Origin of the sequence: Gilliamella sp. B3817, assembly GCF_026536705.1 — a bacterium.
Taxonomy (GTDB): Bacteria; Pseudomonadota; Gammaproteobacteria; order Enterobacterales; family Orbaceae; genus Gilliamella; species Gilliamella apicola_I.
The window spans coordinates 90659-105341 of record NZ_JAFNNV010000008.1; the positions used below are offsets into that span (position 1 = coordinate 90659).

The 14683-nt window shown below is 34.4% G+C and carries 11 protein-coding genes; 6 read left to right on the forward strand and 5 right to left on the reverse strand.

Going from position 1 to position 14683, the window contains the following annotated elements; genetic code table 11:
• Positions 1-50: 50 nt before the first annotated feature.
• The 3 genes from J3U36_RS09570 to mfd all read right to left on the reverse strand — a co-directional run bounded on the left by J3U36_RS09570 (position 51) and on the right by mfd (position 7138).
• Positions 51-1601 (reverse strand): DUF945 family protein, encoded by a 1551-nt coding sequence (locus J3U36_RS09570; protein ID WP_267380111.1) that lies wholly within the window; start codon positions 1599-1601, stop codon positions 51-53.
• A gap of 101 nt (positions 1602-1702) precedes the next feature.
• Positions 1703-3208, reverse strand: a complete 1506-nt coding sequence (locus tag J3U36_RS09575; RefSeq protein ID WP_267380112.1) for a DUF945 family protein — start codon at positions 3206-3208, stop codon at positions 1703-1705.
• Positions 3209-3679: 471 nt separating this feature from the next.
• Entirely contained in the window at positions 3680-7138 is a 3459-nt protein-coding gene (gene mfd, locus J3U36_RS09580; protein WP_267380113.1) for a transcription-repair coupling factor, read from the reverse strand.
• A gap of 160 nt (positions 7139-7298) precedes the next feature.
• Between mfd and lolC the strand changes: the two genes are divergently transcribed.
• The 3 genes from lolC to lolE are packed head-to-tail and all read left to right on the forward strand — an operon-like array spanning position 7299 to position 10448.
• Positions 7299-8501 (forward strand): lipoprotein-releasing ABC transporter permease subunit LolC, encoded by a 1203-nt coding sequence (lolC, locus tag J3U36_RS09585; RefSeq protein WP_416379841.1) that lies wholly within the window; start codon positions 7299-7301, stop codon positions 8499-8501.
• Positions 8494-9186, forward strand: coding sequence for a lipoprotein-releasing ABC transporter ATP-binding protein LolD (lolD, locus tag J3U36_RS09590; protein ID WP_267380115.1), 693 nt, complete (start codon positions 8494-8496; stop codon positions 9184-9186). Before lolC ends, lolD begins: the two co-directional genes overlap by 8 nt.
• Positions 9187-9209: 23 nt before the next feature.
• Complete coding sequence (lolE, locus tag J3U36_RS09595; RefSeq protein ID WP_267380116.1) at positions 9210-10448, forward strand: lipoprotein-releasing ABC transporter permease subunit LolE; 1239 nt, start codon at positions 9210-9212, stop codon at positions 10446-10448.
• 51 nt (positions 10449-10499) lie between these two features.
• Here lolE and J3U36_RS09600 read toward each other — a convergent pair whose 3' ends face one another.
• Positions 10500-11231, reverse strand: coding sequence for a rhomboid family intramembrane serine protease (locus J3U36_RS09600; RefSeq protein ID WP_267380117.1), 732 nt, complete (start codon positions 11229-11231; stop codon positions 10500-10502).
• A 54-nt stretch (positions 11232-11285) separates the two neighbouring features.
• Positions 11286-11780 carry a GNAT family N-acetyltransferase gene (locus J3U36_RS09605; protein WP_267380118.1) on the reverse strand — a complete coding sequence of 165 codons (495 nt, stop codon included), beginning with the start codon at positions 11778-11780 and terminating at the stop codon, positions 11286-11288.
• 272 nt (positions 11781-12052) lie between these two features.
• On the opposite strand from J3U36_RS09605, the gene J3U36_RS09610 reads away from it, so the two are divergent.
• The 3 genes from J3U36_RS09610 to J3U36_RS09620 all read left to right on the forward strand — a co-directional run.
• Entirely contained in the window at positions 12053-12688 is a 636-nt protein-coding gene (locus tag J3U36_RS09610; protein WP_267380119.1) for a hypothetical protein, read from the forward strand.
• 485 nt (positions 12689-13173) lie between these two features.
• Positions 13174-14127 (forward strand): hypothetical protein, encoded by a 954-nt coding sequence (locus tag J3U36_RS09615; RefSeq protein WP_267380120.1) that lies wholly within the window; start codon positions 13174-13176, stop codon positions 14125-14127.
• 48 nt (positions 14128-14175) lie between these two features.
• Positions 14176-14683, forward strand: a 508-nt coding sequence (locus J3U36_RS09620; RefSeq protein WP_267385898.1) for a toxin VasX, incomplete at its 3' end; no start/stop codon positions are given.

Consider the following 14683-nt stretch of genomic DNA (forward strand, 5'->3'; position numbering starts at 1 on the left):
ATGGTATGTCCGCTAGCATATTAAAAAATTATTTATTGTCTCAATTCACATCAAAAATGAGTGAAAAAATCGTCTTTACTGTAAATTTTACCATTCACTTCTGCTTGATGTGTATCACCTGAATAGTTGGCATCTGAATATATCCCTTTCATTCCATTTTTATCAAAAGTGAAAAGAATTGAATCACCTAACCTCGATTTTATATCATTCTCATTCTCAATTACCATTTCATCAATTTGTTCTTGTGTAACAATGTTTTGTTGATAATTTTCAAATTGAGCTGCAATATAATTTATAACGTCAAATGGCATATCAAGTTTAAGTATGAATAGATTGATATTATCGTCCAAAGATAATCCACGAAAATCCTCATGACTAGTATAATCAACTAGCGAATCAACATTAATATCGCCGACATCAGTATGCCAATTAAATTTATAGGACATGCTCCTATTATCTTTATCAGGATTAACATCATAAGGATCGCTAAATTCTATTCCAAATCCAAATTCGCCTAATACAAACGACAGCATACTGATTCCATCCATGTTTATAAATTCATTATTCGAGGAGATAGAACCAAGGTTTTGGTTTCCATACGTTAATGAGCCTATTTTAAAGTCTATTGAATCATAATAATTCTCATCAGTTTGATTTACTGATTGATTAATTAATATTTGGTTTAATATGGCGGTTGCGTTGTCATTGAAAAAATTCTGGGATATAACTTTATTTATGGTTAAATTGTTATGTAATATTCCTTTTTTAAAATCACCATTTCTAACAGCTTTCACATCCTGAAAATTTAGCTCTTTTTTATATGTCGTAACATATTGATAATTTCTGTCAATAAGATCATAATTTTCTTCTGAATAATAAAGATTTTTCAACTCCAATACATAATTTAAAGAGCTATGACTGCTTTCGGGCTCGGTTTTGATAGAAACTTGATCAAGTTTCAAGGATAGGTTTCTGAATTCCGATGTTAATTCTAATTTGTCCCAGTGTGAATTTACGCTGACAGTTGAAAAATCTTTAGAAACATTGAAAAAGCACTCACCTTCAGTTAAGTACAAATTGTTTTCGCCAAACACATGATTGACTAGATTTATCTTAATAGGGTTATTTTTCAAATAAATACTGAACTCTTTTTGAAAACTTAAATTGGCATGACCAGTGATGAATGATTGGTTATTTGACCATTTCCAAAGCTCTGGAAATGCTTTTTCAGTCATTTGATAATCTATCATTGCGACTTGAGGTGTAAAATCACCTTTAGCGATATTGACGATAGGAAAAGGGCCGTGATAAATTGTAATATCATCACTAAAGAGGATATTTTTATCATTCTCAAGATCCGTTTGATTATCTACTGATTCGGTGATAGTTAGATGTAATTTCGTGGAAAATAGACCTTTATCATAATGGCTTTTGGTTATATTGATCTTACTCATATCCTTGCTGACATTAATTTTTTCACTGATTAATGACAGGGTATTATCAATTTCATTTTCAATTTTATTGCCAATGTACCAAGTTGAACCTAAATATCCTATGCTTAAGACTGCAACTATTCCTATTGTAAATTTAATTTTTTTCATTGTTTTCCCATTATTTTTTATAATTATTAATTTGATTTTGATAAACCTAAAGCAACGCCTAGTTAGCCTATCAAGCTAATTAGGCGTAACTAAAAAGAGTCTTAAAGAGAAAGAATTAGACGATTAAAATCATTTTTATTCATTTTTTGTCCATTGATTATCACGTCAGAATCACTCTGTTTTGTTTTCAAATCCAGATAGATACCTTGCTTATCTTCATCAATAGAAATAAGAGGATGATCTTTAATCTTAGATTTCGCGATTAAATTAATCATATATAATTTTCCAGCAATCATATCATCAGTCACATCCGTTTCATTGTAATTTTCCGTTTGTGCCCACATACGTGCTAATACTTTAAATGGAATCTGAATGTTATAACTTAACATGCGATCGGGGGTAATATCATTATTATTGTCATCCGTTGATAAGTTGTTATCGACTATCGCTGATGTGTTGGCAATAATATCGCCTGAAGCATTATGCCAATTTAACAAACCATCCCATTGAATTTTTGAAAAGTCAGATGCATTTTTTTCAATGAATAAACTTTCAAACGGATTCTTTGTGTTAAATCCTTCAAAATTAAACTTAAATTCACCATGACCTAAATTTTGTTTGCCAAAATTGAACGATTCAATACTAGCCTCATAACTGCCCTCTGAGCTATTATTTGGATTAGATCGAACATCTTGCTTAAAGAATATATTATTAAAAACAAATGGCGCTTGTGGATTGAAACTTAAGACAGTTGTTTTCAATTTTTCTATGTTCATCTTGGATTGATAATTAGGTATATTAGCTCCATTGATCGGATCAAATGTTATTGTGTACTGAGCTGAACTACTTATATTATCAATATCTATTTGGACTGGAAGACTTGATCGAGCGTTTATCGTTAAAGTATCAACGTTTGAGTTTAGATCAACGATATCATCTCCTTTATTTTCTAAGTTAACCTTAAGATTGCTCAATGAGATTGAACTAACCTGATCAATTTTATATCTTAATTTATCAAGCTTTATAGACATCGATGAGGTCAATTCATTTAAATCACTGGTGATGGTGATGTTGCCTTCTGAAATATCTATTCCTTCTTTAAACTGAGGCATGTCAATAGTATTCAAGGCTTTTGTGGTAATTTTTGTGACGACATAATCACTAAATTTAATCCCCATAGTGGCGGTAATAAAAGGTTTATCTCCTGCAAGTTTCCAAAGAGTTGGATTGTCTTTTTCAGTCATTTCATATTCAATCCATGCCAATTGGGGGACAAAGTTACCTTTAATTAATGCGGCCATAGGGAATGGACCATGATGGATAGTTATATCGTCATCAAAAACGGTTTTTGGTTCATTGACATCATATTCAATACGGGGTTTTTCGGTTATAGTAAGGTGAAATTTGGATGTAAAAATATTTTTTTGATAATTGCTTGTTTTGATTGATATATCATATTGATTTTGGTAGCCATTAATCGTTTCATTAATGTTTATTAATTGACTATCCAATTCTTTCTCAATTTTATTGCCAACATACCATGAACTACCTACATATCCGATTGCTAATAGCGCTACAAAGCCGATAGCTAATTTACTTTTTTTCATTGGTTTTCTCTTTTAATTCATTGTTATTACATAAATTATGTGCTCATAATTCAGAGACGAGTAAAACTAAATTATTATCAATAAACTATCTTATTATGAATAAATAGTTTTATGCGATTCTGACCTTTCAATTCTAATGGATTTCAGAACGATAAGCGAGTTTTTAAGTGATTTTATAAAATCACAATTTATTAGAGAAAATACTGATACTAATTTCATCGCATACTTAGCGATACAGATAAAAAAGCATAGCTAATGGTCAAAATGAGTATGACCTTACTCATTAAGAAGGATAAAGAAAATGTTTGGTAGATAGGAATCAAAACATGATATTTATTCAGCTAACAAATAACGTTTTATATTAACTTCAAATTGACCGGCAATATTAATTTAGCTCTGCTCATTGCTATGTGGGTGGCATCTATACAGAGCAATGAGCTATTTATTAAACAATTTTCAAGATGTTGTGTGTTATGCTTGATGTGTGGAAAATTCAGTTAACAAGTTTTTGATATATTCAATACGCTCTACACGTTGTAAATCAGTTTTTTGTAATCTTAATCTATTATTGCCTTCTAAACGATAATTTTTAGGTTCTTTTTGAATGATTTCAATTAAATAATCAACAGAAATTTTATTATTACTACCAAATTCGATAAATCCACCTTTTTCACCAAATTCAATTTTAGTAATGCCTAATTGATTAGCATGAAAACGAATTTTAGTTGTTTCTAACAAAAAGAGAACTGCATCAGGTAATTGCCCAAAACGATCACGCATTTCAACTTGTATATCGGTCAATTCATCTAAATTATTGATACTCGCAATACGTTTATACAAAGATAAACGAGTATTAACATCCGGAATAAAATCGTCTGGAATCAATGTAGGTAAACGTAACTCAATTTCGGTTTGTTGACTGGTCAACAGTGATTCAAGCGTAGGTTCTTTTCCTTCTTTTAAGGATTTTACGGCATCTTCAAGTAGTTCAATATATAAATTAAACCCAATAGTTTCGATTTGACCACTTTGATCGCTTCCTAACAACTCGCCTGCACCTCGAATTTCCAGATCATGCGTTGCTAAAGCAAAACCTGCACCCAAATCTTCTAGGGTTGCGATAGCATCAAGACGTTTTTTGGCATCTTTACTCAATAATTTAGGATGTGGTGTTAATAAATAAGCATATGCTTGATGATACGACCGACCAACCCGACCACGCAACTGATGCAATTGCGCTAAACCAAATTTATCGGCACGCTCAATAATAATCGTATTAGCGTTAGGAATATCGATACCGGTTTCAACGATGGTGGTACAAACCAAAATATTAAAACGTTGATGATGAAAATCATTCATCACTCGCTCTAAATCGCGTTCATGCATCTGACCATGACCAACGCCAATACGTGCTTCTGGCACTAATTCGGCTAGCTTTTCACTCACATTATTAATATCCGAGACATCATTATGTAAATAATAGATTTGACCACCACGCAAAATTTCACGCAGGATAGCTTCTCGAATCACTAAATCATCGTATTCTCTGACAAAGGTTTTCACTGCTAATCGGCGAGCAGGAGGCGTGGCAATGATAGAAAGATCACGCATACCACTCATCGCCATATTCAATGTTCGAGGAATAGGGGTAGCAGTTAGGGTCAAAATATCGATATTGGCTCGCATAGCTTTGATACGTTCTTTTTGACGAACACCAAAGCGATGCTCTTCATCAACGATCAATAGACCAAGATCCTTCCATTTTACATCTTCCTGCAATAATTTATGCGTGCCAATGACAATATCGACTTTACCTTCTGCAAGTGCATCAATGACGGCTCGTTGCTGTTTTGCGGTTTTAAAACGAGACAAACTTTCAATACGTATTGGCCAATTAGCAAAACGATTACAAAAACTTTCATAATGTTGTTGGGCAAGTAAGGTGGTAGGTACCAAAACTGCGGCTTGCTTTTGATTGACGACAGCTAAAAAAGCAGCGCGAATTGCAACTTCAGTTTTGCCAAAGCCGACATCCCCACAAACCAATCGATCCATAGCATAAGGTGAACACATATCCCCGATAACGGCGCCAATGGCATTTTGTTGATCTTCCGTTTCTTGATAAGGAAAGGCTTGGCAAAACAGTTCGTATTGTTCACGATCTTGCTTAAATTCAAATCCTGGTTTACTTTCACGCTCCGCATAAATATCTAACAATTCGGCGGCAACATCACGGACTTTTTCTGCTGCTTTTTGTCTGGCTTTGCTCCAAGCATCTGTCCCTAATTTATTTAAAGGCGCATTTTCTTCATCACCGCCAGAATAACGGCTGATCAGGTTAAGCGATGAAACCGGTACATAAAGTTTGGTATCATTTGCATAAAGCAAAATAAGATATTCAGCCGTAATACCGCCAGTTTCTAACGTCGTTAACCCAGCATAACGTCCTACACCGTGCTCTAAATGCACGACAGGTTTACCAGGGGTTAATTCGGCTAAACTGCGAACTAAACTATCGGTATTAATGGCTTGTCTGTTCTCATTTTTACGACGAATAACACGCCGTCCTAATAGTTCATTTTCGGTAATAAATGCAAAATGCTGTTGTTCATCAATGAAACCTTGTTCACCCGCACCGACCATGACACAAAAGCGGTTATCAACCGTTGCTTGCTGATCAAGCTGATTAATGCTGGTTGGATAGATACGAATTCGACCTAAAATCTCTTGTAATGCTTCTTTACGACCTTCTGATTCAACCGAAAAAATAATCTTGCCATTAAAGTTTTCAGTGAATTGATTAAATTGATGATAAGGGTCTTTCAATTGAATCTGAAAACCAATATCAGGCAAACTCATAAAAGGTAAATTGATATTTTTCGATGACTCATCCACCGTGTTATTCGATACAATCATCCTTGGATAATGTTTAAAATTAGCAAAGATTTCATCCGTTTTAGACCAAATAACTGCGGGTTCAAGTAAAGGACGCATAGGATCAACTTTGCGACTTTCATAACGTTGATTAATATCTTGCCAATATTTATTGGCAAACTGCTCGATATTGACCGTATTAATAATTAGCGTATTATCTAAAAAATAAGAAAAAAGTGTCGTTAGCGGCTCACTAAAAAACAAGGCTTGCCAGTATTCAATCCCTGTTGGTAAGATATTTTTACTGACTTGCTGATAAATACTTTCAGGCTCTAATCTGACTTCAAATTTTGCACGCCATTGGCTACGAAACAATTCAATAGCCGCTTTATCAAAAGGAAACTCATGAGCTGGTAATAACTCAATTTCAACAATTTCTTCAAGCGTTCGTTGTGTTTCAGCATCAAACGTTCGGATACTATCAATTTCATCATCAAAAAAATCAATACGATAAGGTTTATCGCTACCCATAGGAAAAATATCAAAAAGTGCGCCTCGTGTGGCATACTCGCCATGTTCCATGACTTGGCTAACAGCGCGATAACCGGCATTTTCTAATTGCATTCGCAAATGTTCACGGCTAATTTGTAAGCCTTTCTTCATAATGAACACATGCCCACCTAAATAACTTTTTGGGCAAACTTTTTGCATTAACGTATTGATCGGTAAAATTAACGCGCCTTTGGTTAAATGTGCAAGATGATAAAGGCAAGATAAGCGTTCAGATACAATATTTTGATGAGGTGAAAAACTATCATAAGGCAAGGTTTCCCAATCAGGAAACGAAATAGCCGGAAAATGGCTAAATTGCTTCAGCTCTTCATAAATGCGGGTTGTTTGCTGCATATCATCGGTGACAATCACCACTAAACCGTTATGCGCAGCAATTGCATCGGCACACAGTTTCGATAATGATGATCCCACCAGTTGTCCAAACTGTTTTACTTCACCGGGTTTTTGTGGAATAAGTGTTGAAATATTGAGTTTTTTAGACATGATAAATTTAATTGATATTGGTGCAAAAAGTATTAATACATTATAACGTAATTACTTGGATGTTTTCTATAACTGTTTAATCCTGTATGATAAACGTCTTCTATTTAACTTGCAAAACTTTGTCAAAAAGTTTCGGAAATGATAAACATTTATGTCAAAAATATTTCGTCCATTAGTGCTTTATATTGGGTTACGTTATGTATACGGTCAAAAGACTGATGGCTTTGGTCGCTTTGTTTCATGGTTATCGATGATAGGGATCATGCTTGGATCATTGGGATTAATTCTGGTGTTATCGGTCATGAATGGACTAGAAGATCAGATGCAAAATAGTGTGTTAAAGTTCTTACCGCAAGCACAAATCACCACACCACAAGGCAAAATCGTCATAGATAACACAGCATATGAACAATTTGGACAGATTAATGGCGTAAGTCGCATTACGCCGTTAGTCACTAGCGACGTGGTATTGCAAAGTGAACAAAGTATCAATGTAAGTACCTTGATGGGCATCAATCCAGAAGATGATGATCCCATTCAAGATTATATTTATACCGGATCGATATCCGATCTACAGGCTGGGCAATATAATGTAATCTTAGGACAAACATTAGCCAATCAACTCGGCGTGACAGTAGGTAATACAATACGTTTAATGGTTACCGATGCCAGTCAGGTCACACCAGTGGGGCGTATACCATCACAACGTTTATTTACTGTTGTTGGACTATTTTCGGTTAACCATGACATTAACCAAACCTTAATTTACGTCAACCAAACCGATGCTCAAAAATTACTCCGTTACCCAGCTAATACAATTACCGGTTGGCGATTATTTTTGAAACACCCTCTACAAATTGCTGAAATTACGAATACTCCGCTACCGGAAGGACTTGAATTTAAAGATTGGCGAGCAAAACGGGGCGAATTATTTCAAGCAATAAAAATGGAAAAAAACGTCATGGGCTTACTGATTAGCCTTATCGTGATTGTTGCAGCATTTAATATTATTACGTCTTTAAGTTTATTGGTGATGGAAAAACAAGGTGAAGTGGCCATTTTAAAAACTCAAGGATTATCACGTTTTAAAATAATGCTAATTTTTATCATACAAGGCGCAAGTTCAGGGGTAATAGGTACACTACTAGGAAGCACATTAGGACTTGTACTTGCTTGTAACTTAAATAACATCATGGAAACCTTAGATTTATCGCTTGCAGGTATAGAATTACCGACATTAATCGAACCTTCACAAATTGTTTTTATTATTATCGGATTACTCATGTTATCGCTAATATCAACCTTATATCCTGCTTATCGTGCTGCAACCATTCAACCTGCCGAGGCGCTACGTTATGAATAATACTCAGCCATTACTGACTGCTAAAAATCTCTATAAAACCTATAAAGAAGGGAAAATGGTGACTGAAGTCTTAAAAAATGTTTCATTTGATCTTCATCCTCAATCACTACTCGCTATTATCGGAAGTTCAGGTTCGGGTAAAAGTACACTATTACATCTACTGGGTGGATTGGACAAACCGACATCAGGTGAAATCATATTCAAATCACAACAGCTTAATCAATTATCAGAACAAGCAAAAGCAAAATTACGCAATCAAGACATCGGTTTTGTCTACCAGTTTCATCACCTTTTACCCGATTTTACTGCACTTGAAAATATCGCTATGCCACTCTTAATTGGTGGTGTATCGCCCAACGAAGCCAAAAAACGGGCGAAAGACATGTTAGCATCGGTTAATTTATCAAACCGAGCTGAACATCGTCCATCCGAACTATCGGGCGGTGAACGTCAACGTGTGGCAATAGGACGGGCATTAATTAATAACCCGTCTTTAGTCATGGCGGATGAACCCACCGGAAACTTGGATAAAACAACAGCGGATGCCATATTTGATTTGCTTATCAAACTCAATAAAGAACAAGGAACAGCTTTTTTGGTTGTTACTCATGATCTTGAATTGGCTAAAAAATTAGATAAACAATTGGTTATGAGTGACGGGCAGCTTTCTGAAAGCGGACATTAAAAAACGATTTAGTGGAAAACAAAATGAATCTATCCTTAATGACGGCAATAAAATTTCGTCAAGGTCGCCGTAAAAGTGGCATGGTATCACTTATCTCGATTATCTCAACTTTAAGCATTGCAATTGGAATTGCCGCACTCATTATTGGCTTAAGTGCCATGAATGGCTTTGAATATGAATTAAAAAACCGAGTGTTATCGGTTGTTCCGCATGGACAGATATATTCTCAATATGGCAATTTAAATGACTGGCAGCATATTCAAAAAGAGTTAGAAGAAGATAAAAATATCGTTTCAGCGGCACCATTTATCAGCTTTACAGGGCTTATCGAAAATGGAAGCAAACTTGGAGCCGTTGAGGTACAAGGGGTTGATCCACAGCGCGAAAAAGGCATAAGTGCGTTGCCAAAATATGTATTGGATGATCGTTGGCAATATTTTAAAAACGATAGTCAGCAAATTATTATCGGATCGGGACTGGCAAAAAAACTGTCGGTAAAACAGGGTGCATGGATAACATTGTTAATTCCAGTATCAAGTGATAATAACCAACTCAAACCACCTAAACGTGTGCGTTTACAAGTGGTGGGAATTTTAGATTTAAGTGGTAGCTTAAGTAACAATGTTGCGTTAATCCCCTTATCAGACGCTCAAAAACTTTTAAATATTGGTGACAGTGTCACAGGAATAATGGTCAACGTTAACCAAGTTTATTTAGCTAAAAGCCTATTAGGAAGGGCGATATTAAATCTTGACGAAAACGTCACATACACCAGTTGGGAAAACTCGTACGGTTTTATGTATCGAGACATTCAAATGATACGACAAATCATGTATTTAGCAATGATTGTGGTGATTGGTGTTGCCTGTTTCAATATTGTTTCGACATTAGTGATAGCTGTAAAAGATAAACAACGAGATATTGCAATTCTTAAAACACTGGGCGCAAATAATCGCCTAATTAAACATATCTTTATTTGGTATGGGGTCATTTCGGGTTTAATAGGCAGTTTACTCGGCGTAGTTTTAGGCGTTCTATCCGCTTGGCAACTGTCAAATATCATGAAAGTAATTGAATCGCTGATCGGGCATAAAGTATTAAATGGAAATGTCTATTTTATTGACTTTTTACCTTCAAAAATTCATGCAACTGATGTGCTAATTGTGTTTATTACAGCCATGCTATTAAGTTTAATTGCCAGTTATTATCCGGCTAAACGGGCATGTAAAATTGATCCGGCGAAAATATTAAACAGTTTTTAATATGATAAAGCAGGCGCTGATAGCTTTAGTTATCAGCGCAATATAATGTGATTAATAATGATATTTTAAATTATCCGGTAATTCATAATGCACATAGCCCATATAAATTCCCCAGATAGTCACGATAAATAATAAACAAATAAACAGTATTGTAAATTTACTTGAATACCCAAACCATTTTATCAATAACGACACGACCAAACCCAAACCAAAACCGGCAACAGCCCCCCCTAAATGCGCCATATTATTAATACCAGGAAGCAAGCCTAAGCCAGCGGTAAGCACTAAGCTAATGATAATAGCATTGATGGGCATTTCTTTAAGATTGGCCCGATTAACCAAACTATAAGCCAATAATGCGGTAATAATTCCTAAAATTGCGCCGGATGCCCCACAACTAATCACGGTACGATCAAGATTAGCAATATCACTGACTAAATTACTGATTAATCCAGAAAGAAAATAAATACCAATAAAGGCAAATTTTGGAAGGCGTTTTTCTAAAATGATGCCCACACTCCATAAGGCGATCATATTCATTAACAAGTGTGACAGGCTGACATGCATAAATAAGCTAGTGAACATGCGCCAATATTGGCCCGAAAAAGTCAATTGCGATACATCGGCGCCCCAATCAACCAAAAACAAGTTTTTTAAAGAATCAACAAAACTACGGCTATCACAAAGACGGGATATAACAAACCAAGCAATATTAATCACAATCAGTGAACTGGTTATTTTGGCTTGGCGTCCTAGATAAATTAAATTTTGTGAAATGGTCATGTAAACTTGTATCCTTATAAATAAATTGCATAAGTTATTTGATATTGACAACGTTTAAATAAGTGATTTTCCAAAAATAATTAAATCACGCTTTACACCGTCCAGTTCGGCAATCTTTGGACATAATCCCCATTGCTGATACTGCATTTTACTAAAAAGACTGATACTGGGAATATTATGACCAAATACATAACTTAATATGCTATCGATACCGACTTTACGGGCATATTCTTCAATTTGAGCAAGCATATATTGCCCAATTTTTTTACCTCGAAACTGTTCATGAAGATATAAACTCACTTCGACCGTTTTAGAATAAGCAGGTCGCCCATAAAACGAAGATAAACTAATCCAACCACAAGGTTGATTTTGATGCTGAATTAACCAAAGAGGGCGATTATCCTCATTATGTTGTTCAAACCAATCACGCTTACTGTCGATTGAAACAGGTGATGTATCGGCTGTGACCATACGGCTGGCAATGGTCGAATTATAAACCTCAACAATAAAAGGCAAATCATTGAGTGTGGCATGGCGATACGTGATCATAAAATTGAGTCTGTCAATGGATAAGGGAAGGTATTGTAATGAGATTATTTAAATCAGACAACCAATTAATTACCGTAACCGAGTTAACCATTGTCAACAAACACAGGACGAAAAATAGTCAACAAACACAGTTACTATCATGCTTAAAGCACGCTCATTATCGCCAAGGCTATAAATTAACTCTATGATAAACAAATAATTATTTTGCAATGTGTGTTAGGGTCTTTTATAATGGCAAAGTGATTATCACTACAATGAATAGGAATAGCAGAATGAATGGAGCCGTTAACCAACCTTATATCGCCTTTGATCCTGAAGAGGCAGAATTTTTGTGTGATTACGATGTCAAATTAGAGTCTAAAAAAATTATTCTTTCCAATATCCACAATATAGTTCTTCGATTTCACCTTCCTAAAAAAAGAATACTAACCTTTATCGCATTAATTGCGTCTTGGGTACTGCTTACTGTGCTATACCTAAATTATAATCCGACAGATAAACTATTTTTTAATCTTCTATTAGTCATGTTGCTCGGTGCTATCATGATAGTATTTTGGATTATTCAACATTATATTGCAGTTTCATTTGAAATCAGGCGACTAAAAAAACTTTACAACAGCTTAAAATGGCCTGTCACCAGTTATTTTGCCTTTTTTGAAGAAGGAATTTTAGTCAAATCTTATGATATAGAAGGGATATTTTATTGGGATGACTTTAAAAACATCATAGCCAGTTCTAACGTTATTACTTTTCAATTTTATCCTAAAGGTACTCCAAAAGGTGACTTACTAAAAAATCACTATCCAAAATTACGCCCATTTTATTTAATTATTGATGATGACAAAAAAATCCAGTCAATTTTGGCAAAAGTCAATCATCAACATGATGATTTGGTTGAATTTAAATGATGAATTTAAGCAAGTAAACATCTTTAAACAAAACGACAGTTTTAAAATAATGTTGTCTAACGTCTGCCAATTATAAAACATTAACGCTGATTTTTTCGCTATAATTTTTTAGATATCGCCATGACAAATAATACGATCTGAAATCGTAGACATCGCCAATAACCTATCACCCTTTGAAGGATTGTTCTATTTTTTCTCAAATTCATATTTATGATCTGAATCATCAATCCTGAATCATAAAAACACCAAAACCGTGTAAATTTTTTTTGCTTTTTGCTTAAAAAATAGATATTCTTATTGATAATTTTCAATATATTTACATAAGATTAATAATTAAAGTACAAAGCTTAGGATATTTATACTTATGTAAAAAATGGAAGGAGCATAAATAGGATGCCACTAATTATCGCAAATAATACCCTATATAATTGTTTTTGCCTGCTAGTCTTTAAGTTTAAATTTACAGTTTGTTAAGGGTAGTAGTAATGAATAATTCAATGCTCGATAAATTACTTACTGCAAATACCCGATTAATTAGTGAACTTAGCAGTGAACATTATCAACACCGATACCGATATCTGTTATTTGACAGATTAGGTGTAGTAAGTGAACTCTCATCAATATTCGATGAAACTTTATTAGAAACGATGCCAGCTGATCATCTTGCTATAATTAAACGGCCAAATCTTTTGCATGATTTGGCCGTGTGTCCATTAATTGTCTGTATAGCTAAACCCAATGAATCTTTAAATGAAGAGTTATTATCAGTGGCAGTCATACAAATAAAAAATGAATATTTAACAAAAAAACAATATGTTTGTGGATTTATAACCAGCGCTTTACCACCTGAACAACTGGCCGATGCATTGCTAGAATCTTATAGCCGTGCGGGAAAAGCATTAAATAAACCCTTTTTAACATTCTATGAACCCTTTACATTAGATCTAATTCGTCATAGTTATATTGAACCAGATTCTCATCTTGGTCTGTTATTGCCAGCAGAAACCAGTTATAGCTTTATTGATACCGATTGTGATGTATATACCTTTCATTCAAAAGCTTTTCAAAATGATTGGGATTTTACGCTACGCTTTACAAATCAATTATTACACTATAATCAACTTAATCAATTTGAGTTGTATCGAATAGCGGTAACATTAACTGATTTGTATGAAGAATACGATAAACCGCAACCGCAAAAATTACTATCACAAATTATCAACTATTTTTATGATCATAAAGGGACGAAATTGAAAAATCCCAATGATAGAAGAGTGTATGTCTTATTTTGCATAATCTATGGTCAATTAACGCAAAACGAAAAATTGACAGCTATCATTAATGACGTCATCGACAATGAAGAAATGCAAGGCGAATTAGGACTATTATTAAGTCAAGAAAAGCAAGCTTTAAGCAGCTTAAAAAATAACTCGAAATAGCGTAAATATTTTGACAAAATTGTTATAAATGGATGGAAGAAGTACTTAATGAATCACCAAGAAAATCAAGAAAAAAATAAAATAGAAGGATTAGAAAATCCTCAGGAAGAAAGTTTTAATCCCGAATTAGTTAACGAAGCGAATAAAAAAGCGTTGGTATTAAGTAATGGTCAATGCGGCGTTTGTCAACGGAAGGGTTTTCCGATTTTTTTAGTACGAAAATCGATTGTTCCCATCAAGTTTAGAAAAGACATTAATTGGTCGCAAGGCATGGTTTCGCTAGGAGACAGAGAGCCGGAAGAAGAATGGAAAGAATATAAGTATGTCTACCGATCATTACGTGAAGGGTATGTATATATTTTATGTAATCCAATCGGAAATCAAGACGACAGCAAGCTTGAAATTATGGTCTATGAAGTGACCTATTCAGGTGCGATGCGATTACGTGAGTTTCGTGATGTAAAAGGTTCGAGACCCAAAGAGATCCCCCTCAGTTGTATTGAAGATAATCACAATGTAAAAGGGATGTTTATTACTATAGACAACCGTGTATATG